Source organism: Paraburkholderia sp. MM5477-R1, assembly GCF_050436385.1.
GTDB lineage: Bacteria > Pseudomonadota > Gammaproteobacteria > Burkholderiales > Burkholderiaceae > Paraburkholderia > Paraburkholderia tuberum.
The window spans coordinates 227,235-252,973 of the sequence record NZ_JBNDMC010000001.1; the positions used below are offsets into that span (position 1 = coordinate 227,235).

Annotated in this window: 21 protein-coding genes and 3 pseudogenes; 20 read left to right on the top strand and 4 right to left on the bottom strand. The window is 60.8% G+C overall.

Annotation, left to right across the window (positions count from 1 at the left end):
* Positions 1-34 precede the first annotated feature (34 nt).
* The 5 genes from OKW35_RS01125 (at position 35) to OKW35_RS01145 (ending at position 5,765) form a co-directional block, all read left to right on the top strand.
* Positions 35-220 carry a hypothetical protein gene (locus OKW35_RS01125; protein WP_090812861.1) on the top strand — a complete coding sequence of 62 codons (186 nt, stop codon included), beginning with the start codon at positions 35-37 and terminating at the stop codon, positions 218-220.
* A gap of 302 nt (positions 221-522) precedes the next feature.
* On the top strand, positions 523-1,083 hold the full coding sequence (locus OKW35_RS01130; protein WP_429550999.1) for a phospholipase D family protein: 561 nt from the start codon (positions 523-525) through the stop codon (positions 1,081-1,083).
* A gap of 85 nt (positions 1,084-1,168) precedes the next feature.
* On the top strand, positions 1,169-2,014 hold the full coding sequence (locus OKW35_RS01135; RefSeq protein WP_429551000.1) for a hypothetical protein: 846 nt from the start codon (positions 1,169-1,171) through the stop codon (positions 2,012-2,014).
* 120 nt (positions 2,015-2,134) lie between these two features.
* Positions 2,135-3,901: a phosphoadenosine phosphosulfate reductase family protein gene (locus OKW35_RS01140; RefSeq protein ID WP_429551222.1), complete on the top strand. Its 1,767-nt coding sequence runs from the start codon at positions 2,135-2,137 to the stop codon at positions 3,899-3,901.
* A gap of 487 nt (positions 3,902-4,388) precedes the next feature.
* On the top strand, positions 4,389-5,765 hold the full coding sequence (locus OKW35_RS01145) for an IS4 family transposase (protein ID WP_090800641.1): 1,377 nt from the start codon (positions 4,389-4,391) through the stop codon (positions 5,763-5,765).
* A gap of 291 nt (positions 5,766-6,056) precedes the next feature.
* Here the strand turns inward: OKW35_RS01145 and OKW35_RS01150 are convergent, their stop codons facing one another.
* Positions 6,057-6,533 (bottom strand): GNAT family N-acetyltransferase, encoded by a 477-nt coding sequence (locus tag OKW35_RS01150; RefSeq protein WP_429551001.1) that lies wholly within the window; start codon positions 6,531-6,533, stop codon positions 6,057-6,059.
* A gap of 517 nt (positions 6,534-7,050) precedes the next feature.
* Between OKW35_RS01150 and OKW35_RS01155 the strand changes: the two genes are divergently transcribed.
* The 4 genes and pseudogenes from OKW35_RS01155 to OKW35_RS01170 all read left to right on the top strand — a co-directional run.
* The gene (locus OKW35_RS01155) at positions 7,051-8,052 is read left to right on the top strand and encodes a hypothetical protein (protein ID WP_429551002.1); all 1,002 of its coding nucleotides are present in this window, start codon (positions 7,051-7,053) and stop codon (positions 8,050-8,052) included.
* Between the two features lie 477 nt (positions 8,053-8,529).
* Positions 8,530-8,784, top strand: a complete 255-nt coding sequence (locus tag OKW35_RS01160) for a hypothetical protein (protein ID WP_429551003.1) — start codon at positions 8,530-8,532, stop codon at positions 8,782-8,784.
* A gap of 462 nt (positions 8,785-9,246) precedes the next feature.
* A complete protein-coding gene (locus tag OKW35_RS01165; protein ID WP_429551004.1) occupies positions 9,247-9,468 on the top strand; it encodes a hypothetical protein in 222 nt (73 codons plus the stop codon).
* A gap of 917 nt (positions 9,469-10,385) precedes the next feature.
* Positions 10,386-10,766: pseudogene (locus tag OKW35_RS01170) on the top strand (cupin domain-containing protein); the annotation flags it as partial.
* Between the two features lie 27 nt (positions 10,767-10,793).
* Here OKW35_RS01170 and OKW35_RS01175 read toward each other — a convergent pair.
* Positions 10,794-11,696 (bottom strand): LysR substrate-binding domain-containing protein, encoded by a 903-nt coding sequence (locus tag OKW35_RS01175; RefSeq protein WP_429551005.1) that lies wholly within the window; start codon positions 11,694-11,696, stop codon positions 10,794-10,796.
* A gap of 149 nt (positions 11,697-11,845) precedes the next feature.
* Here OKW35_RS01175 and OKW35_RS01180 point away from each other — a divergent pair, with 149 nt between their 5' ends.
* The 8 genes and pseudogenes from OKW35_RS01180 (at position 11,846) to OKW35_RS01215 (ending at position 19,643) form a co-directional block, all read left to right on the top strand.
* Positions 11,846-13,171, top strand: coding sequence for an NAD(P)/FAD-dependent oxidoreductase (locus OKW35_RS01180; protein ID WP_429551006.1), 1,326 nt, complete (start codon positions 11,846-11,848; stop codon positions 13,169-13,171).
* 52 nt (positions 13,172-13,223) lie between these two features.
* Complete coding sequence (locus tag OKW35_RS01185) at positions 13,224-13,949, top strand: amino acid ABC transporter ATP-binding protein (RefSeq protein ID WP_429551007.1); 726 nt, start codon at positions 13,224-13,226, stop codon at positions 13,947-13,949.
* Between the two features lie 33 nt (positions 13,950-13,982).
* On the top strand, positions 13,983-14,795 hold the full coding sequence (locus OKW35_RS01190; RefSeq protein ID WP_027195496.1) for a substrate-binding periplasmic protein: 813 nt from the start codon (positions 13,983-13,985) through the stop codon (positions 14,793-14,795).
* 54 nt (positions 14,796-14,849) lie between these two features.
* Positions 14,850-15,648 (top strand): annotated as a pseudogene (locus tag OKW35_RS01195) (amino acid ABC transporter permease).
* Positions 15,649-15,671: 23 nt separating this feature from the next.
* Entirely contained in the window at positions 15,672-17,012 is a 1,341-nt protein-coding gene (locus OKW35_RS01200) for an NAD(P)/FAD-dependent oxidoreductase (protein ID WP_429551008.1), read from the top strand.
* Positions 17,013-17,044: 32 nt separating this feature from the next.
* A complete protein-coding gene (locus OKW35_RS01205) occupies positions 17,045-17,728 on the top strand; it encodes an SDR family NAD(P)-dependent oxidoreductase (protein ID WP_429551223.1) in 684 nt (227 codons plus the stop codon).
* Between the two features lie 89 nt (positions 17,729-17,817).
* Positions 17,818-18,045, top strand: a pseudogene (locus tag OKW35_RS01210) (helix-turn-helix domain-containing protein); the annotation flags it as partial.
* A 95-nt stretch (positions 18,046-18,140) separates the two neighbouring features.
* On the top strand, positions 18,141-19,643 hold the full coding sequence (locus OKW35_RS01215; protein ID WP_429551009.1) for a hypothetical protein: 1,503 nt from the start codon (positions 18,141-18,143) through the stop codon (positions 19,641-19,643).
* Between the two features lie 476 nt (positions 19,644-20,119).
* On the opposite strand, the gene OKW35_RS01220 is transcribed toward OKW35_RS01215, so the two are convergent.
* The gene (locus OKW35_RS01220; RefSeq protein ID WP_090812277.1) at positions 20,120-21,466 is read right to left on the bottom strand and encodes an IS4 family transposase; all 1,347 of its coding nucleotides are present in this window, start codon (positions 21,464-21,466) and stop codon (positions 20,120-20,122) included.
* Between the two features lie 253 nt (positions 21,467-21,719).
* Between OKW35_RS01220 and OKW35_RS01225 the strand changes: the two genes are divergently transcribed.
* Positions 21,720-22,208 (top strand): SRPBCC family protein, encoded by a 489-nt coding sequence (locus OKW35_RS01225; RefSeq protein WP_429334535.1) that lies wholly within the window; start codon positions 21,720-21,722, stop codon positions 22,206-22,208.
* Between the two features lie 169 nt (positions 22,209-22,377).
* Here the strand turns inward: OKW35_RS01225 and OKW35_RS01230 are convergent, their stop codons facing one another.
* Entirely contained in the window at positions 22,378-22,980 is a 603-nt protein-coding gene (locus OKW35_RS01230) for an RBBP9/YdeN family alpha/beta hydrolase (RefSeq protein WP_429551010.1), read from the bottom strand.
* Between the two features lie 124 nt (positions 22,981-23,104).
* Between OKW35_RS01230 and OKW35_RS01235 the strand changes: the two genes are divergently transcribed.
* Both OKW35_RS01235 and OKW35_RS01240 read left to right on the top strand, forming a co-directional pair.
* Positions 23,105-23,563 (top strand): Lrp/AsnC family transcriptional regulator, encoded by a 459-nt coding sequence (locus OKW35_RS01235; RefSeq protein WP_429551011.1) that lies wholly within the window; start codon positions 23,105-23,107, stop codon positions 23,561-23,563.
* A gap of 621 nt (positions 23,564-24,184) precedes the next feature.
* Entirely contained in the window at positions 24,185-25,165 is a 981-nt protein-coding gene (locus OKW35_RS01240; protein ID WP_429551012.1) for a hypothetical protein, read from the top strand.
* The last annotated feature ends 574 nt before the right edge of the window (positions 25,166-25,739 follow it).

Sequence of the window (25,739 nt, forward strand, 5' to 3'; positions counted from 1 at the left end):
GCGTTTCCTCGCTTATTTCCAACGAGGAACGTCGATGTCCACTTTTCAAAATCTCCAGAAACGCACTGAAGCGGTAACGCTGTCAGTTCGTCACTGTTCCCCGCGTTCGGGCACCACTCACAGCTATGTCCTGAACGGCTCGCTCCTGCGTGACGTCCTGGTCGAGGGCAAGTGGGTGACGATCCACGCGAGCGATCCCGCTAATTCACGCACCGCTTAGGCGGCGCACACCCTTTATTCGAGATATCCAGATGGAAACTTTCCTCATGCTGCTGTTTGCGGCAGGCACGTCATCGCTGTGTGCCTGCACTGCTGCGCCGCAAACCCACGTCGCAACTGCGCGGCCCGTGATTGTGGTCCACGCGCCGAGAGGCGAACCGGGTGACTTCCGGGTGTGCCCGGATGGCAGGGTAATCACATACCCGCTCAGTCATCCAAAAACCTGTTCCTGAGTCAAACCGTGCAACGCCTCGGCACCCTTTCGGGAGCCGAGGCTTTTCCGGTAAACGTACGGAGGCGTTTATGAGAAAACAGATCGTCATTGCGACGGTGGCTGGCGCCCTCGTTGCGGGTGCGGGCATGTTGTGGGCGCAACCGGCGCTCAGCGCAACCAGCGACGTACAGGTGGCGTTTTCACCTGACGGTGGCGCGGAACAGCTAGTCCTTCAAACCATCCGTAGTGCGAGGCAGTCAATTCGCGTGATGGCCTACTCGTTCACCGCGCCGGCAGTCGTAAGAGCGCTGCTGGATGCAAAGCGACGTGGCGTCGACGTGGAAGTAACCGTCGATTACCACAACAACGTCGAAGAGGATCGCAGCGGGAAGGCTGCGGCTGCGATGGGCTCGCTCGTGTATGCGGGCGTGCCTGTCGTCGTGGTGCGCGCGTATCCGATCCAGCACAGCAAGTTCGTGGTAGTTGACAACGCAACGGGCGAGACGGGTTCGTATAACTACAGTCAGGCCGCCGCGCGTGTGAATTCCGAAAACGTGCTGGTGCTGTGGAACCATCCGGAGATCGCGAAAGCGTATCTCGATGACTGGAAGATCGTGACGGCGCAAGGCGAGGCGTATCGGGCCCGCTGACCGCCAACTCCTTCTACTCGTACTTTCTGACCCCGCGGGAAAGCGATCCCGCCGGGGTCGCTCCGCATTCACTTGTGGAGTTTTCATGGTTAATGCAGCAACACCGTGCGCGGCGGGTGCAGTGCCTTGCTGGCTGGCGCCGTATGCGAGTGGCGAGAAACAGGGGTGGGCGCAGGCTGTCATGGCCTACGCCGACTACTACTGCGTCGATGGCAGCGCCGACGATGATCCTGCCGTTGAGGAGCGTCTGATCATGCACCGCCCTGCGATGGTGGGCTATGCCAGCCGGACCGGTACACGGCGCAATCTCGAAGCGCTTGCGCATGCTGGCTGGCGTCTTCTTGTCTCCGCTAAAGGCGAGCACCGCACCGAAGGCATGCGCTACGCCATCGACAACGGTGCGTGGACCGCATATCAGCGTGGCGAGCCGTTTGACGAAGCCGCGTTTCTTGCTGTCGTCGACAAGCTCGGCGAGCGTGCTGACTGGATCGTCCTGCCGGACATCGTCCAGGGCGGTCTGGCATCGCTCGAGTTCTCATTGCGCTGGATGGAGCGTCTGCGAGGCATGCCCTCACAGCTCCTCATCGCTGTACAGAACGGCATGCAACTCGAAGATGTCGCGCCGTACCTCTCGCCCGTCGTTGGTATTTTCATCGGCGGGTCAACGGACTGGAAGGAATCGACTGCCGAAGCGTGGGGACTACTTGCGCGCCGACGCAACTGCCATCTGCATGTTGGTCGCGTGAACTCGGCGCGCCGCATTCGCATCTGTGCGGCCGCCGGCGCTGACAGTTTCGACGGCAGCGGGCCAAGTCGTTTCTCCAATGCGTTGCCGCGCCTCGATCGGGCAACCCGGCAGCCGGATCTTTTCGCCGCGGCCGACCAGTCGCTCGAAGAGGCTCAAGCCGCAAGTTTCGGCATGACCTTGTAGTGAACTCATGACTTTTTAACCCTTTCGGGAGCCGATCCCGAAAGGGACGCTCCCATCCCTTTACGGAGCGAACAGATGGGCCGTGATATTCATACCCTGATGGAAACCGCCATTGCATCGATGCAGTCGTACGTCGAGCAGGGCTATGTACTGGCCGCAGGTGTAAGCGGTGGCAAGGACAGCACGTGCGCGATGGTGCTCATGCTCGAAGCAGTCAGGCGGGCGAGGCATGCAGCCCCCGGCGTCAGGCACTACATTACGTCGTCGGATACCACGATCGAAAACCCGAGCACCGCGAACTTTCTGCACGCGATGCTCGATGAGGTCGCACTGTTCGTGGAGGACAGTGGTCTGCCGATCGAGATACACGTGACGCAGCCGTCGCTGGCCTCGCAGTTCGTTGTTTCAACGATCGGGCGAGGCACGCTCGTACGAACTCCAGAAAATGGCGTGCGTAACGGCAAACGCATACGCGCCTGCGCCGATGCCTGGAAATTGCAGCCACAGGGCAGGCTTCGGGCGCGGCTTGAAAAGGAGGCGTCATCGGCCCGCGTGAAGGAAGTCATCAGCGTCGTAGGCACCAGACTGGACGAGTCGGCGGTACGGCGCGCAGCCATGACTGAGCGCAACGAGCAGGCCGACGTGGCAACACGGCAGGCGTCTGGCTCACTGTCGCTTTCGCCTTTGAAGGACTGGACGTCTGACGATGTCTGGACCATGCTTGGCTGTATGGTTGATCCAGGGTCACTCCGGTTCTCGAGTCCGCTCGCGCCGGCGACCATCGCCAGACTCTCGGATATCTACCGCGCTGGCAGTGGCGGTGTCTGCGGTGTCATTGCCGGGGAAAGCGGCGCTCGCGCAGCTTGCGGAAGCAGGTTCGGTTGCGCACTATGCGCTGTCACAGGTGCTCGTGACAAGTCGATGGAGTTCATGGTTCAGGAGCCGGAACACGCGCACCTGAAGCCGTTGAACGAGTTCCGTAACTATCTTCTGGCGATCCAGTGGGATCTGTCTCGGCGTGAGCTCGTTGGACGCACGATCAGTGATGCGGGGTACACGCGAATCCAGGCGGATACCTACGGCTTCTGGGAGCGCATGCGGATGCTGCGTATGCTGCTTTCGATCGACGCAGACGAACGCGACCGCGCAGAACGGCATTCGGGCGAGTTGGCGTCGGGCCGCATAGCCGATACTGAACACAACCGCATGTTGTGCGATCCCCAGTTCGAATTCGTCACGCCACAGCAGCTTGTGGCCATCGATTTCTTTCTGTCGATGCACCACTACGCGCCGCATGCGTTCCCCGCGCTCACTGCGTGGCATGACGTCAACGTGCTTGGCCGCAGATATGCGGTTCCTCACGTCGAGCCGAAGCCGAAGGCAGAGATTGTTCTGCATGGCTGGTACCCGGTGGATCGGTATGACCGTGAGGCGCCTACGGTCGGCCTCCGCGATTTCGATGCGGAACAGTGGAATCGCTACAGGCATCCTGAGCGTGCAGGGTGGTACGCGCGTACGTCGGCCGGCGAGCAAACGGTGTATTTTGAGGAGGCCTCGCAGTTTGAGGTCGATGCCGAGGCAGCATGCGAGTTCGTGACCTGCACGTACGACACCGCGTACATGTTGAGGACGCAGCACCATGATGCGATGGAGTCAGCGCGGTTCTGGCTGAACGAAGGCATTGTGAAGCTGCCGGTCGGCATGGCGCAGCGTTATCAGGAGATGGCAAAGCGAGGGCAGTACTTCGGCAGGCTCGCCCAGCGTTTAAATCTGACGCCCGACGAGCTGGACACGCACCTGATTGCGAATAGCGTGAGTGACGCGCAGCACGCGGCGATGCTGAAGCCGGCGGCGCCGCAGTTTGATCTTTTCGCCGCAGCAGCCTGATCGGCGTGCGGCAGTTTCTTTCGACAATCCCCGGGGCTTACGCCCTGGGGATTTTTTTGGTTGAGCGGGCGTTCGGGGAAGGGCTCTGGTCGACCCAGTGCCGCCAGTCGACCCAACGTGACGTCTATGGCTGCTTCGAAGGTGGAACAGCCATTCGAAGAGGCCCCCTCGGGCGCCAAATTGTCGGACTTTTCCGACATTGAACTGTAGCCGCCTCTCCAACGCACGGTGACGGTGTCTATCCTTCTAGTCTCTCTTGCAAGCGTGGCCGTCCGTCTAATAGGCGGATAGCCAGTTCAGCCGCAATAGCCTAGACCAAGGGGCGCTATAACCCAAGGCAGGTCCTAGGAGGAATGGCACTTACTTAAGCCTACATGGAGGAGAAGACGCGGGTAAGTGCTTGAAGAGAAAGGGAGGGGGCTGATCCAGGGATTGATACGATGGTTGTTACCAGGCAAACACCGTCTCATTCCAAAGATCAGCCCCCATGGATCGTAATGCACGAAGTCATCACAGGCAAACACGAAGCAGGGTTCAAAGCCGGGCGTGCAGGGCCCAGGCGGTAGACTACTTCAACATACTGACGAGCCCGGGGCTGTTGGGCATAACGGAAGCGTATTTGCCAGAACATCGGGAACGGCTGTATCCGCCGACGGTGACACTGTCGATGTTCATGCGCCAGGCGCTGGAAGAGGACGCCTCCTGTCAGAAGGCAGTCAACGGGTGGGCGGCGCAGCGAGCTGCCGACGGGCTGCGGCCCATGAGTGTGCGTACGGGAGGCTACTGCCGCGCTCGCCAGAGACTGCCGCTGACGATGGTGCGGGAGTTGGCGCGCGAGACGGGGCGCCAACTGCATGAGCAGGCCGAGCCTGCCTGGAAGTGGCGCGGGCGCCCGGTCAAGCTGGTTGACGGCACCGGGATCTCGATGCCCGATACGCCGTCGAACCAGGCCCGTTTCCCGCAGTCCAGTGCTCAGGCCGAAGGAGTGGGCTTTCCATTGGCCTATCTGGTTGCGGTGATCTGTCTGGCAAGCGGCGCAGTACTGGAGTCGGCGGTCGGAACTTACGCGGGCAAAGGCAGCGGGGAGCTGACGGCGTTTCGCATGCTGCAAGGCACGTTTCGCAAAGGTGACGTGATCGTCGCCGATGCCTTGTACTGCCACTACTTTCTGATGGCCTCAATGATCGCCGCCGGGGTGGACGTCGTGATGGAACAGCATGGGGCACGCCGCACCGACTTTCGGCGAGGCCGGTCCCTGGGCACGCGCGATCACATTGTGACGTGGCCCAAACCCCGGCAGCGTCCCGACTGGATGACGCATGAGCAGTACCAGGCCTTCCCCGATGAACTGATGGTGCGCGAGTCCAGGCTGCATCACCGGGTGCTGGTCACCACGATGCTTGATGCACGCAAGACCAGCAAACAGGACCTCTCGCAGTTGTACGCCAGGCGCTGGAACGTGGAACTGGATCTACGTAACATCAAGACGACGATGGGCATGGATGTGCTGCATTGCCAGACTGCCCACATGAACGAAAAGGAGATCTGGGTCCATCTGCTGGCCTACAACGTGATTCGGCTGCTGATGGCTCAGGCCGCCAGTCACCATGCCACTGACCCGAGAACACTGAGTTTCAAACACACGGTGCAGTTATGGACTGAATGGCTGGCCAGAGGTCTGACGGCAACTCACAACCAGAGTCTCCTGTTCAACCTGATCACGCAGTCTTGCGTTGGGAGTCGCCCCGGTCGCATCGAACCACGAATGCGCAAACGAAGACCGAAGTCCTACCCATGGCTGAAAGAGCCTCGTCACATCGCACGTGAGCGCGTCCAAAAATATGGGCACGCTCCACGGGCTTAAGTAAGTGCCATTCGCCTTAGGAGGCGCCTTGGTCGTTGTGCATGGAGCGGGAAACCTGCTATCCCGAATCTCCTGCTATGGACGTAACGGACCACGGCGCATCGAACGACGACCGTGACGGTGGTGAGACTTGATTGATACGTTACGAATTTCCATAGCGTCGATCTTGACACACAAACTGACGTCGGTGCAACTGACGAATTCCGCATCGATGTCGAACGCCTCATCGTGGCCAAGTACGCTTCTGGCCGACTATCGCCGGATGCGCTGGCAATCGTCGGCCGTAGCGACCTACGCTCCGAAGGTCAGATGCTTCGTCATTGGCACGCAAGCCAATTCCAGTCCACGCGAGCTACGGTAGGTCGATATCGAATCTCCCGCCCAACCACAACGGCGATAGAACGCTGCCGCGTTTAGCGTTGCATCGAGACGCATTGCGGCAACGCCATGAGCGCCGGCCAACGCCTCGAGAAATTGCAGCATCCTGCGCCCAATGCCGAGTCCCATATGAGATGGCCGCACAAAGACTGCGTCGATTTGGCCGTTTGCGACCGTAAGCATTCCCGTGCCAACGACTATTTCTTCATCGACGGCAACGTAAAAGTCGTTTTCGACAACGCTGGCCCATTTATCGGTGAGCGTGCCATCGACCCATTCAGAAAGGGCTGCCTCGGGATAATACTCGGCGCACGCGGCATGCACTGAGGTTTTGCGGATATCCCAAGCGTCGCAGACGTCATGGCAATTCGCTTTTCGTATTGTCACCATGCCACGCTCCTCGGCTCGAACAAACAAGTCGACACGCGGGCATAGCCCCGATAGACGGCAACACGTTTCTTGTAATGCATGCAATCACTCCTATCTGCGCCAATGCAATTCGGAGCGACTAAAAAGACTCGGCCCCGTCATGACTGGCGGGGCCGTTGAGGAAGTCTATATGTGACCTATGAACGTCACGATTCCCACGACTCGCCGTCGGCAGTCATGGTGCACATCATGGATTTGAGAGTGTCGGAGTTCATGCAGGCATATTGCCTCTTTAAAAAAACACAGTCAACGGGGACCGACGATTGTCACCAATGTAAGCGGTCGACGCGAATGTCTCAACATGGCCGAACGCGGGCCAACGGCCCACGCGCCAAACCGACTCTCCAGCGGCGGCCGCGCCGATTGAACCCGGACATGCAAACCAATGCAAAACGTGGAACTTCCTCCCTATCTGGCCGTCACAAACGCTTGATGATGAAGGATTCGTAACGTTTGACGCCGGAGCAGGAGCCCCCGAGTGACAATAGCTGCAAGTCCGATCGATCCGATCACCGGCATTCTTGAAGCATTCAAATCCCACGATGTCGTCGCCATTTGCGACGGCGGCCACGGGTGTGAACAGGCTTATGCATTTCGGGTCTCGTTGATCCGGGACCCCAGATTTGCCTACACGGTTAACGATATCGTAGTTGAAAGTGGCAATTCCCTTTATCAGGAGATGATGGACCGGTTCGTTGCGGGGGAAGACATCCCCGAAAGTCAACTCCGGCAAGCCTGGCAAAATACCACGCAGCCCCACGACGTGTGGGACCGTCCCGTCTTCGAAGGGCTTTTTCGTGAAGTCCGTCATCTGAATGCCTCGCTTCCAAGAGAGCGTCAGATCCGTGTATTGCTGGGCGATGCGCCGATAGTCTGGTCGAAAATCGAGAGCGCCGAGGAACTCGATAAAGCCTGGCGAGCGTTGGGCGACCGTGACAGTTGTGCAGCGGAAATTATCCAACGTGAAGTGCTGGGCAAGCGGCGCCGCGCCCTGGTCGTCTACGGTGGCATGCATTTATTGCGTAAAAAACTTTTCTGGCGGGCGAAGAACCCGGAGAAGACCGAACAACAATTCAGCCCCCTACCAAGCAGCCTGGTTTCGTTGCTGGAAAGCCAAGGCGCTGAGGTCTATTCTGTTTGGGTGCCAGTGTTTGTTGATTTGGCGACTCTCCAGTCCGAAGCCTCGTCATGGCACAAGCCAAGCCTTACGCTCATCCGAGGCACACCACTCGGAGAAGCAAGCTTCCGATCGTATTATCCGCACCCGATGTTCGCCAAGGACGGCGATGCAATGGTGGAAATCTACGTTGATCCGACACGATCTCCGGTGATGCAAGATCAGTTCGACGCCATCCTTTATCTTGGGTCGCCCTCCGAGTTGACTTGGAGTCAACTATCTCCCGGGCTGTCGTCTGACCCGGAATACGTAAAGATGCGCTCGACCCGACTGGCCTGGACTGGAATTCCCGATCTCGGCTAATCGGCGAGAGACGGGTCAGGCTCGTATCCTGGCTGATTCCAGCGCGTTCGTTTCCCGTTTGTGGTGTGTGGTCGGCAGGGCAACGGGTCGGCCCGATTGTCGACAAATTGGCCCACGACGTCGAATGTCCCAAACTGGCCGGGTATGGACGAACCCAATCGCCGCGTCGCCTATCAAGTGACGCCAATGCACCGTTGCCGAGCGGGCCGGTCAACGTAATGGTGCGGCGCGCTGAAGAGTCGCGCGTCCGCGTAAGTGCGTGCGGCAACGCGCGTTGCCGCGATCCGTGCACGTAGTGTCCGGACATCGATATGTACAAGAAAGGGCACTATCAAACTGAGCGTGCCTTCGCAACCTTTACGGAAGGGCGTAACCTCGTACGAACGGAGGAAGCCGCGCTATGCCGAGCGACGAGCGCAGATCTTCGTCGCTACGTAGCCACCTTCCCTTAAGGCTTTAGGTGCGGAAGAGGTCGTCATGCCTGATACCGAAGTGTACAAATTTCAATACGCGCGTCGACAGGGACTGCAGCGTACCTATGATGTAGTTCTGAATATTTGTCGGCTCGAATCCGGCGTATGTTCTTACGCGGCATGGGTCCATTTCGCCGGCGCGTTCAAAGGGAACGGACTGGTTTTCCCGCTGATCGCAAAAACTACGGAAGAAGCGGCGGTTGAAGCGCGAGGACGTATTGAAAACGACATCGAAGACCTCGCCGGCATCGCTGAATAACGTTGCATTCGTTGTCTGGAGTTGGCCATGGAAGAGCAACAGGTGCACCGAGGCTACATTATCACTGTCAGCGCTCGAGAGGACTGCGACGGCGGGTCGACCGTTACGTTGCTGGTGGAGCAGATGTCGCGGCGTGGCGAAATCGACCGCAAGGGATGGCAAAGGGCCGGAGCATACCGAACTGCTGCGCCTGATCGGGACATTGGTGGAGACGCCAGCCGATAACTAGCGCTTACCTTTTACGGTTGTTCAACTCGCGTCGGTGACTGCGCAGGCCTGCTCCGTGCCAGTATGGCTTGCAACGCCGATGCTTTGCGCTGCTGGCCGTGGACGCCGCCGCCGCCGCTCAAAGCATGGTCCGGCGTGTGCCAATGCCCGCGTTCGACGCGCCCCCGACAACTGCCACGGTGCTCACAAAAGAGCAGTACAATTTTTCGGTTCGGGTACAGGAGGGTACAGCCCATGAACGTGATCCAAGACTACCGGGAGTGGAAACTGGACATAGAGCCGGTTCCCGCTGCGGGGATGTACACGGCCAAGGCCACGATCAGACGGCGAAGCGCCGACGCAGACGACGGGTACTTCAGCTACACGTTCAAGAACCTCGGCGTGTCCGACACACCTGAGGGGGCGATCAAGTGGGCCGCTGACTGGCTGCGCGAGTGGATAGATGACAACTCGTAGGCCGGGACAGTCGGGAACAAGTTCGGATACGCGAGTTTCATCAATTTTTTATTTGACGATTCTCAAGACTTGTGCGATTTGTCCGCCTTCCATTTAGCGCTTTCTTGCGAGTTGATGGCGTACAGCCGTTTGCCGGTTTTGTCGCGTACCGAATCGTAAGCGTCAGCCACGTCCGCTACGTCCTGAGAGCGTCGTGAGAGCTTGTACCGCTGGCTTCGCCGGCCTCCGGCCGAAGCTCACCGGGAGAGAGAACGCGGACGTCTATTACGCGCGTCGCGATATGCTCCGGACACTGCTTTCAAAAATCGACTACGAGATTGCCTATCCCCCAGCGAACAAAGAGCGCTGAAGACGGCCGGGGGTACCGTTACCTTTCGAACATGAGTGGGGTCTCTGTATTGCTGGACTCTACCTAGTCAGACCGATTGTGACCCATTTGTAGCAACCCAATTGCACCGAAAACCTCATGGCTGTTTTTTGGGACACTTTTTTTGATCAGTGTCGATCGTTTCTCGAAGCAAGCTCATTCGCTCGGCTGGGTCTGCGGAGTCGTCCATTCGATCGCCTCTCCTTGTTCACAACAGTGACTGCTGTTCAGAATGCAGCGTCCTGATTCTATAACTGCCGAGGTGGCCCACGTTTGCGGCCATTCTGACTCGGCTTCTTGACCTGATTGGTGCCGAGATCAGCGTCGTGCATGGTCTCGTGCATGACGCAAAGACTCGTCTCGCAAGCGATTGTCGACTTGCCGAGATTGATGTCCCCTCCCATGCTGAATGAGTTAATCCCAGTCTAGGCGATCAGCGTGTTTTCACACAAGCTCGACCCCATTTCGGCCGTTCGGCACACGGTCTGACAGATGTCTCTTGATGAACTGCAACGGTCGTTCCTCCATCTGGAGTTGACAGGTCTGTTCTCCGTTTGCGGACTCGTTCCATCTCCAAGCCGCATTCGGCCATGTCTCCGAATACTTGCCTCCCCAAGTGCTCGCGCAGGTCAACGATCAGTATGTGAAGGTCGCGAAAGTGAGCGGCCAGCTCGTGTGCCACGATCACACGCAGGAATACTAGCTGTTCTTTGTCGTGCGCCCGCTTCTTGCGATCGAATTCGAAGGCGGCGGCGTGGTCGATTTTCGTCCCGGCGCCACGCACTTTGTGCCGCGCGGCACGCCGCACAACCCGGTAGCCGACGACGAATGTTGGATCGTGTCGATCGAGCCCGTGCAGACGAAGCATACGGGCGGCGTCGAATCGTCGCTCACGAAGACGATCGAGGAGCAGTTGCATCGGTCGCCGTAAGAATTGGTCATCGGTTAATGCGTGGACTCAGATATGTGCGCCCTGCCTCAACACCGCCATCTGCTCACCTACGAGTTCGAGAAACGCGCCGACCACCGGATTGCCCCGCGGCGTCTGCGGATAAAGCGTGAAGCCGCGAAACCAAATCTCCGGCGCGAACGGCCGGAACACGATGCGCGTCGGATCGGCATCCACGGTCGCGAGCGGATTGACGATGCCCACGCCCGCGCCGCGCGTCACGAGTGCGCAGATGGTCGCGCCATATGGCGTCTCGATTGCAGGCACCTGATCCGCACCCGCCGGACGCAGCGCGCGATCGAGCGCTGCACGCGTATCGTCCGCATAGGAAGGCAGGATGAGCCGTTCGCCACGCAAGTCGGCCGCGCGAATTCGCGTGCGCGCCGCGAGCGCATGACGCGCCGGCAGCGCGCATAGCCCCGCCAGCTCATAGAGTTCCACGCTCGTCACGCCGAACGCATCCGGCGTGGTGGTCGCGAAGCCGACGTCGCAGTGTCCCGACGACACCCAGCGCTGGATCGTGCTCTCGCTGCGCATTTCGAGCGATACCGCGACGCGCGGATGGGCGTCCACGAAGCGCGCGATCACGGCAGGCAAAAACGACAACGCGAGCACCGGCGCTGCCACGATGCGCAGCCGCCCACTGCCGAGTTCAAGAATCTCTCGCGCCGAATGCTGCAGTTTCTCCAGGCCGACGAAGCTGCGATCCACCTCGCGATAGAACGCACTGCCCGCATCGGTGGCGTGAATGCGTCCGCCATTGCGCACGAACAGGGTCAATCCCGTCGCGGCTTCCAGTTCCGCGATCAACCGGCTGATGCTCGGTTGCGATGTGCCGAGTTCTTCGGCGGCAGCCGTCATCGAACCGCGCAGCATGACCAGCCGAAACGCCTCGACCTGCCTGAGATTCATCGTTTTCTCCGGGCGTGGGCCGCGCAAACAACGGCCAAAGTCGTCAGCTTGCCATATCAGAAATGAATGGAAGCCGTTTTTGGCGCTATTTGACCGGATGATTTGCGACGGCGACACTGAACTCGAATCAAGCGAACAGGGTTGAGTCCATGCGTCCCGATGCGTTGCTGTTTCACGAAACCTTCCGCTGCACCCCGTACTGGTGGGATGCCGCACCGCCCGAGGTCGCGCCGGAACCTTTGCCGGCGAACGTGGACCTGGCGATCGTCGGCAGCGGATATTGCGGGCTGTCGGCGGCGGCGGAGGCTGCGAAGTATGGCGCGCGCGTCGCGGTGCTGGATGCCGCCGAGATCGGCGCGGGCGGCAGCACGCGCAGCGGGGGCATGGTGTCGAGCGGCCAGAAGCTTGCGCTGACCAACGCCATTCGCGGCGTCTCCGCCGAGCGTCTCACGCGTCTGATGCAGGAGTCGATGGCAAGCTTCGACTATCTCAAGGGAATCATCGCCGACGAATCGCTCGACGCAGACCTGCGCATCACCGGCCGCTTCTTCGGCGCCTTTACGCCCGCGCATTTCAACGTGCTGCGTCGCCAAGGCCAGTTGTTGCGCGACAAGACCGGCGTCACGGTGCATGTGATCGAGCGCGATGCGCAGCGCGGCATCATCGGCTCCGACTATTACTACGGCGGCATCCTCGTCGACGAATACGGCGGACTACATACCGCGAAATATCATCGTGCGCTGCGCGACCTCGCGCGCCGGCGCGGCGCGACGCTGCATTCGCACGCAGCAGTGCAGCGGATCGAACGAACGGGAAATACGCGGTTTCGCGTGCACACCGCGCGCGGCGTGTTCGATGCGCGGCAGGTGCTGGTGGCCACCAACGGCTATACGGGTCCGCTGCTGCCGTTCTTTTCGCGCCGCGTGTTGCCGGTCGCGAGTTATCAGATCGCCACCGAGCCGCTGCCCGAAGGCCTCATGAACGTGCTCAATCCGGGCCGCCGCATGATCAGCGATTCGAAGCGCAATCTCTTCTACACGCGCCCGTCGCCGGACGGCACGCGAATGATCTTCGGGTCGCGGCCCGCCATCCGCGAGATCGACGAACGCGAGGCCGCGCGGCGGCTGTACGCGAAGCTGGCGCAATTGTGGCCCGCCCTGCGGGACGTGCGCGTCACGCATGCGTGGAAAGGCTTCGTCGCGATGACCGGAGACAGGCTCGCGCACATCGGTCAGCACGACGGCGTGCACTATGCGCTCGGCTGCAACGGCAACGGCGTTGCGCTGATGAGCTATCTCGGGCATCGCATCGGCAAACATATGGTGGGTGTCGAGCAGGATGTCGGTGCGTTCGGCGAAGGCGCGTTCCCCCTCTCAGGTGCGGGAATGGCCAGCACGCTTGCGGTACCCGTCGGCAGTGCACTGTACCGGATCGGCGATATGTGGCACGGCCGTGTGCGAGCAGCGCTCTCTTGAAGCGAAGACAAGCGGATTGAATCAGAAAGCCGAAGCACCGAAAGGAGCCGCAATGATCGAGCTGAACAACGTTTCGAAGTGGTATGGCGGCAATCGCGTACTGAACGACTGCACGGCGAGCATTGCGCGCGGTGAAGTCGTCGTGATCTGCGGGCCGTCCGGGTCCGGCAAGTCCACCCTCATCAAATCCGTCAACGGGCTCGAAGCGGTGCAGAGCGGGCAGATCGTGGTGGACGGCATCGACGTGACGGCGAAGCGCGCGGATCTTTCGCGGCTACGGGCGCGCGTCGGCATGGTGTTTCAGCATTTCGAACTCTTTCCTCATCTCTCGGTGCAGCGCAACCTGATGCTCGCGCAGATGAACGTGCTCGGCCGCGCGCGCGACAAAGCCGCTGAGCGCGCACGCTCGCTATTGCGCCGCGTGGGCTTGAGCGGTCATGAGGACAAGTATCCGGCGCAATTGTCGGGCGGGCAGCAGCAGCGCGTGGCGATTGCGCGGGCGCTTTCGATGGACCCCGTCGCCATGCTGTTCGATGAGCCGACTTCCGCGCTCGATCCCGAGATGGTCAACGAAGTGCTCGACGTGATGACCACGCTCGCGCAGGACGGGATGACCATGCTGTGCGTCACGCACGAGATGGGTTTCGCGAAGCGCGTGGCCGACCGCGTGTTGTTCATGGACCGCGGCGTCATCGTGGAAGACGATACGCGCGAAGCCTTTTTCGAGCGTCCGCGCTCCGAACGCGCGCGAGACTTTCTTTCGCGCATCCTGCATTGAATCAACCGCTATCCAATCCAAGGGAGCCTCACCATGCGATTACTTCGTCTCGCACGCCATCTCGCCGTGGCCGCATCGTTCCTGGTCGGCGCGACGACCGCCGCCCACGCCGCCGATGACGTCGGCACATTGACGCCCGGCAAGATCGTCGCTGGCGTCGATGCGAACAACAAGCCGTACTCGTATATCGACAACGGCAAGATGACGGGCTTCGACGTGGAACTGGTGCGCGCCATCGCCGCGAAACTCGGGCTCACGGCCGACTTCCGCGCGCAGGACTTCGCGGGTCTGCTGCCGAGCGTGGCGAATCAACAGGTCGATCTTGCCGCGGGCTCGATCTCGATCACCAAGGAACGCCTCAAGATGGTCGATTTTTCGGAAGGCTATCTGACGGGTCTTTTGAGCGTCGGCACGCTGCCGGACAGCACGATCGGCGCGAGCGTCGCATCGGTGAAGGACAAGCGCATCGGGGTCGTGCAGGGGACCATCGAGGACACGTATTCGCAGAGCTACCTGCCGGGCGCGCAGATCGTCCGCTTTCCGAATATCAACGCGGGCTTTCTCGCGCTGCGCAACAAGTACATCGACGGCTACTTCATCGACAAGACCTTGCTCGAAGGGCTGCAAGGTAAGTATCCGGACCTGAAGCTTGCCGACAAGCTCGACATCTCAGCTTCGAATCTTCCCGCCGGTTTCCCGATCCGCAAGGGCAACGCGAAGCTCGAAGCGGCGGTCAACAAGGCCATCGGCGAACTGGTGGCGGACGGGACGTGGCTCAAGCTCTATCAGCAGTTCAATCCCGGCTATCCGAAGCCTGATCCGATGCCGCCGTATGCGATGAAGTAACCGCCCGCCATTGTTGCTTCGTCACGCCTCGTCAAGCGCAAGGAGAGAGTGCTCATGAATGCATTCCTGCAGAACTTCCTAGATTGGCCGCTGCTCGTCGAATCGCTGCCGACGCTGATCGGCACGGGCCTCGTGAACACGCTGATCCTGTCGGTGATCTCGACTGCGCTCGGCATCGTGGCAGGAATGGCGCTGGCGCTCTGCGCCGTATCGCACACGCGCTGGCTGACCTGGCCCGTGCGCGTTTTCGTGGATGTCTTTCGCGGCCTGCCCGCCGCGCTGGTCATTCTCGTAAGTCGGGCAGGGACTGGCGCCGGTCGGACTCTCGTTGTTCGGACCGAATCCGTATCCACTCGCGATCGTCGCGCTGGCGCTGGTGTCGTCGGCGTATATCGCGGAGATATTCCGGTCGGGGATTCAGAGCGTCGGACGCGGACAGATGTCCGCGTGCCAGGCGCTCGGCATGACGTACTGGAGCGGCATGCGCCATGTCATTGTGCCGCAGGGCGTGCGGCGCATTCTGCCCGCGCTTGCCAATCAGTTCATCTCGATCGTCAAGGATTCGAGCCTCGTGTACTTCCTCGGACTGCTCACTTCGCAGCGCGATCTGTTCACCATCGGGCAGAACGCGGCGGTCAATACGGCCAACCTGTCGCCGCTCGTCGCGGCAGGCGCCGTGTATCTGCTCATCACCGTGCCGCTCACGCACGCGATCAATCATCTGGACCGCTGGACCAATCGCTTCATCAATCCCGCCGCGCGCCAGCAGAAGACATCGCGCGCCGGGCGCAACGTGCACGCTGAAGAAGCGCTGCAACCGCAGACGGCGGCCGTGGCCGAGCGTCGTCCGTAACTCTCACTTCGTTGAAAGAAACCATGGGTCCTAAAGTCGACACCGTCGCCGACGATATCAAGCTGCCCGAACGCGCCGATGTGGTCGTGATCGGCGGCGGCATCATCGGCGTATCAACGGCGCTTGCGCTGCACGAAAAAGGGCTGTCCGTCGCGCTGTGCGAGAAGGGGCACATCGCGGGCGAGCAGTCGAGCCGCAACTGGGGCTGGGTGCGCGTGACACGGCGCGATCCCCGCGAATTTCTGCTGAGCATCGAAAGCCTCAAGATCTGGCGCACGCTCGACAGAACGCTCGGCGTCGACACCGGCTTCAACCAGTGTGGCATCCTATACGTATCGAACGATGACGCCGTGCTCGAACGTCACCGTGACTGGCTGAAGCGCGCTCGTCAAATAGCAGGCGACGATGCCTTCGACACGCGCGAAGTGAACACGCATGAAGTCTCACGCCTGCTGCCCGGCGCGACGCAGACGTTCAAGGGCGGCATCTTCACGCCGGGCGATGCGCGCGCGGAACCGCAAAAGGCCGCGCCCGCCATCGCCAACGCGCTGCGACGCAAGGGCGTCAGCATTCTCACGCCGTGCGCGGTGCGCGGCATCGAGACGAGCGGCGGGCGCGCGAGCGCGGTCGTCACCGAACATGGGACGATTCGCTGCGATGCGGTCGTCGTGGCGGGCGGCGCATGGACGCGCTATTTCTGCGGCAATCTCGGCGTGGAGCTGCCGCAACTGCTCACGCGTGCGTCCGTGCTGCGCACCGAACCGCTCGAAGGCGGTCCCACGTGCAGCGCCAATAACGAGGAATTTGCGTTTCGCAAACGTGCGGACGGCGGCTACACGGTCGCGTACGGCTTGCGCACGCACGCTGATCTCACGCCCGATTCCTTCCGCCTCTTCTTCAAATACATCGAAGCATTGAAGAGCCAGATGGGCGCGCTGCAGATTCAGATCGGCAAGCGTTTCTTCGACGAACTCAAGCGGCCGCGCCGCTGGGCGCTCAGCGAATCGACGGTCTTCGAGCATGTTCGCACGCTCGATCCGGCCCCCGTGGTGCCTTACGTCGACAAGGGTCTCAAGGCCTTTACCGAAGCGTTTCCGCAGCTGGCGGGCGCGCGCATCGCGCAGCGGTGGGCCGGATATATCGACGTGACGCCGGACGCGATTCCCGTCATCTCCGGAGTTGGGCGTGTGCCGGGCATGTTCATCGGCACCGGTTTCTCGGGACACGGCTTCGGCATCGGGCCGGGCGCGGGCAGGCTGATGGCGGACCTCGTCAACGGTGACGCACCGCTCGTCGATCCGCACGCGTTCCGTCTCGAGCGCTTCAGCGACGGCTCGAAGATCACCATCGACGCAGGCTTCTGATACGCAAGGACCGACAGCACATGGGATTGCACATGGACAAAGTGGCGATGGTGTCGGGCGCGAGCCGCGGCATCGGACGCGAGATTGCGCTGGAACTGGCGCGGCGCGGCTTTAGGCTGTCGCTCGGTCTGCGCGATATGCACGCTTACGATGGCGTGCCGAATGCGTTCCTGCATCCCTACGAGGCGCGCGATCCCGACGCCGCCCGGGCCTGGGTGGATGCGACGACTGCGCGCTTAGGGCGCATCGACGTGCTGGTGAGCAACGCGGGCATCTGCCGGATGATCGACTTCGATACAGGAAACGATGCGCTCTTGACCGAGACCTTCGAGATCAATGTAAATGCACCTTTCCGGCTGGTGCAGGCGGCGCTGCCGCATTTGCGCCGTGCGGGAACCGGACGTTTCGTGCAGCTTGCGTCGCTTTCCGGCAAACGGGTGAAGAACCTGAACGTCGGCTATCAGATGTCGAAGCACGCGATGGTGGCGCTCACCCATGCGGTGCGCCGCGCGGGTTGGGACGATGGCGTTCGGGCGACCGCGGTATGCCCCGGCTTCGTGAATACCGACATGGCCGCCGGCATCGCCGATATCGAACCGATGGCGATGACGCAGCCGCAAGACCTGGCACTTCTGGTGGTGAATACCATCGAGTTGCCGAATACGACGAGCGTGGCGGAACTGCTGGTTAATTGCCGCTATGAGGAGACGCTTTAGCGGGCGCTTGCGCTTTCTTGAGCTAAAGCAAGGTCAGTCGTCGGGTGATGAAGCCGGCATCGCCTGCCGCTCGACACGGACCGCGGTGCAGTCCTCGTCAGTTCAGCCGTGCCTTCGTAGCCGAGACCGGTCAGTCGCCAGCCAAAGCGGTGGAACGGCTTCGCCTCAAAGCAGCCAGATTCATGATCGAGCAGGGCCGCCACACAATTAACCTGGTGGCGCTGGAAACGGGTTTTGCGGACCGGGAACGTAGGCGCCGCGCGTTCCGTGGAACGTTTGGCGTGCCCGCAGATGCCCTGCGCAGGCGCGCCCGCCGGGGGCACCCGCGACCGGCAACTGAAGCCGCTCTGTGCATCATGCTTCGCTCTGTGCATCATGCTTGGTCTAGGCGCGGCGCGCCCTACGACGGCTGATGCCTGAGCGAAGCAGACGGTCGAATGTCAGCTTTGCAGCTACGGCGACCGTCTGGGATTGGCTGGTCGCCGACAGCGGCCGCGTCGAGCAGCTCGGCAAGATCGCCGCAAGCAACGCGGACGGCAGCGGCGGAACGGTCGATACACAAGCGGCACAACTGACGTTCGGCAGGCACGCGGTGGTCGATGCAGGCCAATGGAATCTCTCGACGCCCGCTTTCACCATCGATGATGTCGCAGCGCATGCGTTGCAGCGCAGTCTGATCGCGGGCACTTCGGTCGACGTGACCACGACGGGCGCGAACGGCGCAACGGGCGACCTCGGCGCCGCGTCGAGCCTGCGCTGGTCCGGTCCGGCTTCGCTCACGCTTGCCGCGTACCACGATGTCTCGGTAGCGACGGGTACGACCATCGCGAACTCCGGTGCGGGCAACCTGACGTTGCGCGCCGACGCGTCGGGAATTGACAACGGTGGCAGCGTCATCAACAACGGCACGATCGACTGGTCGAAGAGTACGGGCATCGTCAGCGCGCTCTACGATATGAACGGTAGTTACAGCCCCGGCACGCTTGTCGCCAATCCGGTATGGAGCGCACCGCTTTACAGCGGGCTCGTGACACAGATAACTGGTTATCAACTCGTCAATTCGGTCACGGACTTGCAGAACATCCAGAACAATCTGGCCGGCAATTACGCGCTTGGCAAAAACATCGACGCGAGCAAGGCAGTTTTTACCACGCTTGGCTTCTATCCCCATCCCGGCCCCGATCCCGGCAGGCCGTTCACCGGTCAGTTCGACGGTAGATTCAATATGATCTCGCATCTCTCCCCGAGTGAGGACGCGGTATTTGCCGATATAGGCTCAACGGGTGTTGTCCGCAATCTGAACCTAGAAGAGAACGTTACGGCGACCGAGAGCTTCGGCACTGGCGCCGGGATGTTGGCCGCCGCCAATCACGGCACGATTGCGAATGTCTTTACGTCCGGGTCAATGGTCGCGACCTCCAGTGATTCCGGAGATGCGTTCGCGGGCCTCGTCGGCACTAACTACGGGCTGGTCGCCCGCTCGGGCAGTAATGCCACGGTCACCGCCGACGGAACTGCCGCCGGACTCGTCCTCGAGAATCAGGGTGCCATCACTGAGTCGTACTCGACAGGACCAGTCACCAGTTTCTCGTCGCACGGCGGCGCAGGAGGGCTGATCGCAGACGGCAACGGCAGGATCACGCAGTCGTATGCGTCCGGCCCCGTGCATTCGTTAGCCGGCTTCATCGGCGGCATATGCATAGGCTGCGCGCCCGATAACGATGTCTATTGGAACGTGGAGACAACAGGGCAAGCTTCGAGCGGCGGCGGTCTGCCCGCGGCAAACGGGCTCACATCCGCACAGATGAGCAATCCAGCCAGCTTTGTGGGCTGGGACTTCAGCTCGAACGGCCCGTGGGTGATGCCGAGCGGGGCCACGCAACCGGTTCTGCGCTGGCAAGTCACCGCGCAGTGAATGTTGGTGCCCCGGCGCGCGCCGGGGCACCTTAGGCTCTCTTTCGATAAGTTTGAAGAGCCTCGCAAGCGGAGACGGTCGCTTACCATTGACCGGATGATCACCACGCTCAGGGTGGACTGGTGGGAAACCACGCAGCACTACTCTTCAGACACGGCGACCCCAGGTACGCAGATGTAGCCTTGGCTGAGGCGCTTGGGTCCAAAGGCTCTTGCGATCGGTGTCGTGCTTCTGGACTGGAACCACGCACAGGCCGGCGCGGCTCTCGGTTACCGAGTTATCGCTAATGCGCGGAACCGGTTTCCTGAATGGCCGGACCCCGCTTGGCAACGGACGGCTGTCAGCCCCAAAGTCGAAGGTCTCTTTGGGGTCGGCCTGAGGCGGTCGCGTCAGGCAGCAGTCGGCGGGATTGGGCTGAGGTGAAGCCTTTGGCCGTCTGCTTTCGTGCACTGGTCGGCTGCCTCTAGCTCATCTCCTTATACAGAAGTATCGTAGCCGTCGCGCAGGATCTGGATGGTGATCACCGCATCCATGACACGCTGCATGCCAATCCACAGTGTCTTCGCGCCGGGTTCACCATCACCCTTGCGTCCGAGGAATCCGCCCAGTGATGCAATCATCCGTATCATCTGGTTAAGCGTCGGTGGCTTTTTCGGGCGGGGTTTCTTGGAGAGCACGTGAGCGCCGTGTATCTCGTCAGCCTCAAAGAACAGCGAAGCATCCAGCTCCGGGCAGGTCCTGCCCAGCCGCATAAGCCGTGCGATACGCCAGGACACCACCATATACAGCACAAGCGCCTTCTCCACGCGCTCCATCTGCGAGAGCTGCAACGTTTCAACCCGGCAGGCGTTCTTCAGCACGTTGAAGAACATCTCGATCTCCCACCTCGCGCGGTACCAGTCGATCAGTTCGGTGAGCGCATGTGTATCGTGCACTTCGCGGTTGCTCAGCAGGCGCCAGACGACGGGCTTCACGTCAGTGGGCGCATCCACTTCACATGCCTCAATGCAGCTCAGCTCGACGCCGCCGCGCCCGGGTAACGTCACGCGCTGTGCACGCAGCTCCTGCTTCACTTCACGCGCCTTCTGGCCACCCCGCCCGGGCAGCACGAAGCTGATATGACCGAGCACCTCGCTCGCGTGTACCGTTTCCCACAGTTTTGCTTCATCCTTGAGTGCGCGGTTGTGCTGGGAGCGGATCAGCCAGTCGGCCGGTTCGCCCAACTCCTGCGCACGCTGCATGAGCGCCGCGATATCACCCTCGCGATCGGCCACATATACCAGCCGCGTGCCCGGCAGGGTTGCTGCCTGCTGCGCCACGATCTCATAACTTTCGATCCATCGAACGCTCTCGCACACGCCGCCACGCTGGCCGTTTTCGTCGCGCGGCTCGCGTGCCCACATCCAGGCGTTCATGACACCCAGCGCCTCGCGATCCGGTGTGACCGCATAGGTCGCGTGAAGATACATGCCAACCTGCGCTTCATAACTGAGCGGGCCGGCCCCCTCGATGTCCTGGCCGTTGAAGTTCAGCTCCGTTGTGTCAGCCACGCACAGGACTACCGGTAACTCGCCCATGCGCGCAGCGGTGCGCTCCCAGTGCGGCTGCATCATGTCGCGCCAGTCGATGTGCTCATTGCCCAGAAAGCGGTACGCCGCCATGGTCTCGGCCCAGCCCTCACAGGCACCCGGAATACTCGCAGTGGGACGCGCGGCAAACCGCTTCAGCAATTCCTTCGCCCGACGGTCCCGCCGCGGGTCACCAAGATCCAATGTTTCAAATTCCTCGTCCACCCACGCTCCCGGCTCATTACGAATCTGCATTCGAAAAGTCGAGAGTAAACGCGAAATTCAGGCCGTTAACAACCCCCATCACGCATGTTCATTGCTCAATGCGCTTTCGGACAAACGTCTGCTACTGCGCCACTTCTGTATAACGAGATGCCTCTAGCTGTCCTACGTTGCAGTTTGCTCGACGAGATATCGACCGAAGGAAACGCATGCCGTTTCGCCGATGATGGCAAGTGCAGTGAGCATCTGACAAAATCTCTAGAAGAATACTAACAATGGAGGCAGCTTGCGGACGGTCGAATACCGCTTTTCCACCATTTGGCGCATCGATGCGCCAGTGCAGGAAGTTTGGGCGACAATCCATGATTCGGCGCGATGGCCCGAGTGGTGGGATAACGTCGAGCGGGTGGACCAGCTAGAGGCTGGGTCCGATCAGGGCGTCGGTGTCGTACAACGCTATACGTGGAAAGGCTGGTTGCCCTATCGTCTCGTGTTCGATATGCGGGTGACGCGCGTCGACCCGTTGGTCGCGCTGGAGGGGGAAGCCAGTGGCGACGTCGAAGGCGCCGGCCGGTGGAGCTTTTCGACCGACGGACGCAACCTTACCGTGGTCCGTTACGACTGGTGCGTGCACACGAACCGCGCATGGATGAATGCATTGGCGCCGTTGCTAAGACCGGTTTTCCAATGGAACCACGATGCAGTAATGCGCGAAGGCGGCGAGGCGCTAGCGCGGCGGCTGGACGCGCGGCTGCTCGGCATCGAGCATCGATGAATCCAGCGCGGCAATGGATTGAGCGCTGTGCAGCGGTTCCCCCTAACCTCGATGGTATCTCTTGGCATCGAGGCAGATGATGCGCTTGAGATGATGGAGCAGACTGAAGTTTGAACCCAGGCGCCGCCGGTTGGCGATCGACCGTCGGTCGCTGTCCGGCCACGAACGGTCATTCCGCCTCATACCGGAGATCGGCGACAATCTCGTCACCGAGGCACGATTTCATCGCAATAACCTTCCTAGCCCAGCGATTGCAGCAGGGTCTGAATCCTTCAGGCCAATCGCCCAGGTTGCTATCTGCATTGAGATGTCCTTGCGCTCCAACTTCGACAAGCTTGCTGCCCCACGCTCTCGCGCAGCGACCTGCGTGCTCAATGCTGCCATACGGGTCGTTGGAACTGGATACAACGATAGTAGGAAAGGGTAGCTGTTTCGATGGCAAAGGAGCAAATCCGGTTGCGGCCGCCACGGGAAACGCCGATGCGGAAGGGTCCGGCACTGCGACGAGCAGCACTCCACGAACTCGGGGCGAATATCGGCTCGCCCAATGCGCCACCGCGAGGCATCCGAGGCTGTGCGCCACGATAAGAGTGTCGTCGTCGCTTTGCGCCAATTGATGTTCGATTGCAGATACCCAATCGTCGCATGCAACCTGATCCCAGTCCTCGACAACGAGTCGCTGCCAGTCGGGATGCGATGCCTCCCATACACTTTGCCAGTGCAGTGGACCGGAATCTCCAATACCGGGAACAACGAACACGGGGTAGACCATTTGCTAACTCTCCATCATTGAATGAGCCTCCAGTGTAAAAGCGCGCGAATTCTGGCAACATCCCAAATCAAATGAATTGATGGCCTCAACCAGTCAAATCGACCGAAGTTGCCCGACCGCACAAATGAAACCTAAGCAGACAACGTTGGACCGGCTGGATTGGCGAATACTAGAGGCTCTTCAGAGCAACGCGCGGATCAGCAACACCGAACTTGGCAAGCAGATCGGACTTTCGCAGCCAGCGGTCACTGCCCGTATAAAGCGACTCGAGGAGCAAGGGGTAATCGAAGGTTACGCGGCGCGGATCAATCCCGGTCTCGTAGGCCGTGGGATTGCAGCCATCGTCCGGATCAGGACCACGCATGCCCAGATCAAACATTGCCTGAGTGCCTTCGAAGCAATGCCCGAAATCATCGAGGCGCATCGCATCACAGGCGAAGACTGCTTCATGGTACGGATTGTGATCGAAGACATGGCGCAACTGGAGGTGGCGATCGACACGCTGGCGAAGTTCGGGCCGGTGACCACGGCTGTCGTGCTGGCGAGTTATCCCCCGAAGACTATCCGCGGCTCGCTACTTTGAGCGGCTGCTACGTAGAGAGGCCTGTGTCCGCTCCGGGTCGCGTGCCGCCGATCGCTGCCTTGTGAAGTTCGAACGATGTATGCCGATTGCATGAGGCAGTGATCGGCCAGGTGCAGTCGTTCCGCAGGGAGCAGGTGTGGACGTTCCAACGCCCGTTGTTCACCAGACACCGGACGTTCGTGGGAAGGATTCCTTCGCACCCGAGGCGACGAAAGACTACCTTACGGACTGGCAGGAGTGCGCGCCGAGTACGCCCGGGCGTTGCTTCACGTAATTGTCATCGACCGCGACTCCTCGCTGCTCCTGAGTAGCGGGATGTGAGTATTGCCGCACAGAGTTTCCTCTTTCGTACGAACATTATGGTATCGGGCGTGGGTTCGGCTGGGTGTGCTGCCGAAAGCCGAAACTCCGCACGATTGTTTCGCAAAGGAAGCTGCTGAAAATGAAAATTGGATAGCCCCGTTTCGGGTAGCGAGATGGGCGTGGGCACTGAGGCGCTTTTGAAAGCCATCCACGACGCGAAGGCGCGGATTGACGGGGCCCAATATCAACAGGCAACGATTAGATTGGCCAGCCGTCTCGCGTTGCCCCTTTCGATCACCAACGGCCTAAACGACGACGATGAAGGCTAACTGGACTTTCGCGGTCGTCGCTGCAGCGTTATGCGCGGGACCGGGCTACGCGTCGGCCCAGGAGTTCTCGCTATACACGGGACCGTTGACCGGGGAGCACAGCCATTCCTACTCGTGGTCGATGGACTATACAGAGGGATTCGGCCGCTACCTCGCCGGCAGCGTCACATGGCTCAACGAAGGGCACATGCCCGATCATCACCGCGATGGCCCGCTTGTACAGGTGTGGGGCCGGCTTCCGCTGATGGAGCGGCGCTTCGTCGTTGCGCTCGGTGTCGGGCCGTATTGCTACTTCGACACCGAGGCAGCCGAGCAGGGCGCGGGCTATTCGAATACGCATGGCTGGGGCGTCGTCTACAGCGCCCGCGCCACCTGGTATTCGTCGCAGCGCTGGACTGCAAATCTGCAGCTCAATCACGTGCAGGTGAACAGCGGGCCGTCGACCACTGCGGTCATACTCGGCATCGGCTATCAGCTGGACGCACCTGACACGCCGGGGTTGCGGGACTTCGCGCTGCCGCGCACACACAAGGTCACGAATAACGAAATCACGTTGATGGCGGGCGCGACGATCCTGAACAGCCTCGATTCTCAGGCATCTGCGGCTGAGGCGATCGAATACAGACGCGGGCTGACAAACTATCTCGACGCGACGCTCGGCTACCTCCACGAAGGCAGCGGCTCGACCGCTCGGCGTGACGGCGCGACAGCGCAACTCTGGCTCACGCGGTCGTTTTTCAACGACAGCCTCTCGCTCGGCATTGGTGCCGGCGCGTACGCGGCCATCCATCACGGTAATTCGAACGAAAATAGCGACATGGGCGACGGCATTCTATCCGGACTTGTCTCGATATCCGCTTCGTATCGCATCACACCACACTGGTCGGCGCGCGTGACGTGGAACCGCGTGGTCACGCGTTATAGCCAGGATACGGACGTAATCCTGGGTGGCATCGGGTATCGATTCTAGTGTGTGTTGTGCAAACTCCGCGATGCGGCATAGGGCAACTGAGGCAACGGCGGTCAGCCTTACCTTATGCAACTTCTGTACGCTGACAAACTGTGATCGATGATGGGTATAGAGGTCGAGAAGTCGACGATCCAACAGCACAGCGTCGACAGGTCTTTCGTGAATTCAAATACAGCGTGCCTGTGCTCTCGCGTAAACGGATGACCGCTTGACACCTTCTAAGCGGCCTTCAATGCCACAGTGGCGTGGGCGACAGAAACGGGTCGGTTTGGTGCGTTCGCCGTCGGCCCGCGTTCGGCCAGGAACGGACGTCGAGGTACCAGCTTAGGATCGCTCCGAAGCGGACTTTCGCGAACGGTTTCGCGCACGCATCGAAGAGGTCACAGGAACCTCGAGTCTGGGGAACGTGAACCCGGCGGAGTTCGGGTTGCCCCGCTTTGATTCACGCGTCGCGCTGATCAGGTTCGGCGCGACGTGGACGCCCTTCAAGCGCGCACGACCCAGGCAATCGCCCAGCCACGACGACGGCAATGCCGGCAGCGCGTTCGCGCTGAACATCGCCACGCGGCGCGGG

Bases quoted from the DNA above. Each gene is read 5' to 3' on its own strand.
- OKW35_RS01140 (WP_429551222.1), top strand. From the start codon at position 2,135: ATGCAGTCGTACGTCGAGCAGGGCTATGTACTGGCCGCAGGTGTAAGC.
- OKW35_RS01175 (WP_429551005.1), bottom strand. From the start codon at position 11,696: ATGAATCTCAGGCAGGTCGAGGCGTTTCGGCTGGTCATGCTGCGCGGT.
- OKW35_RS01190 (WP_027195496.1), top strand. From the start codon at position 13,983: ATGCGATTACTTCGTCTCGCACGCCATCTCGCCGTGGCCGCATCGTTC.
- OKW35_RS01235 (WP_429551011.1), top strand. From the start codon at position 23,105: ATGAAACCTAAGCAGACAACGTTGGACCGGCTGGATTGGCGAATACTA.
- OKW35_RS01150 (WP_429551001.1), bottom strand. From the start codon at position 6,533: ATGGTGACAATACGAAAAGCGAATTGCCATGACGTCTGCGACGCTTGG.
- OKW35_RS01185 (WP_429551007.1), top strand. From the start codon at position 13,224: ATGATCGAGCTGAACAACGTTTCGAAGTGGTATGGCGGCAATCGCGTA.
- OKW35_RS01130 (WP_429550999.1), top strand. From the start codon at position 523: ATGAGAAAACAGATCGTCATTGCGACGGTGGCTGGCGCCCTCGTTGCG.
- OKW35_RS01230 (WP_429551010.1), bottom strand. From the start codon at position 22,980: ATGGTCTACCCCGTGTTCGTTGTTCCCGGTATTGGAGATTCCGGTCCA.
- OKW35_RS01215 (WP_429551009.1), top strand. From the start codon at position 18,141: ATGCCTGAGCGAAGCAGACGGTCGAATGTCAGCTTTGCAGCTACGGCG.
- OKW35_RS01135 (WP_429551000.1), top strand. From the start codon at position 1,169: ATGGTTAATGCAGCAACACCGTGCGCGGCGGGTGCAGTGCCTTGCTGG.
- OKW35_RS01240 (WP_429551012.1), top strand. From the start codon at position 24,185: ATGAAGGCTAACTGGACTTTCGCGGTCGTCGCTGCAGCGTTATGCGCG.
- OKW35_RS01160 (WP_429551003.1), top strand. From the start codon at position 8,530: ATGCCTGATACCGAAGTGTACAAATTTCAATACGCGCGTCGACAGGGA.
- OKW35_RS01125 (WP_090812861.1), top strand. From the start codon at position 35: ATGTCCACTTTTCAAAATCTCCAGAAACGCACTGAAGCGGTAACGCTG.
- OKW35_RS01180 (WP_429551006.1), top strand. From the start codon at position 11,846: ATGCGTCCCGATGCGTTGCTGTTTCACGAAACCTTCCGCTGCACCCCG.
- OKW35_RS01200 (WP_429551008.1), top strand. From the start codon at position 15,672: ATGGGTCCTAAAGTCGACACCGTCGCCGACGATATCAAGCTGCCCGAA.
- OKW35_RS01165 (WP_429551004.1), top strand. From the start codon at position 9,247: ATGAACGTGATCCAAGACTACCGGGAGTGGAAACTGGACATAGAGCCG.
- OKW35_RS01220 (WP_090812277.1), bottom strand. From the start codon at position 21,466: ATGCAGATTCGTAATGAGCCGGGAGCGTGGGTGGACGAGGAATTTGAA.
- OKW35_RS01145 (WP_090800641.1), top strand. From the start codon at position 4,389: ATGGATCGTAATGCACGAAGTCATCACAGGCAAACACGAAGCAGGGTT.
- OKW35_RS01205 (WP_429551223.1), top strand. From the start codon at position 17,045: ATGGACAAAGTGGCGATGGTGTCGGGCGCGAGCCGCGGCATCGGACGC.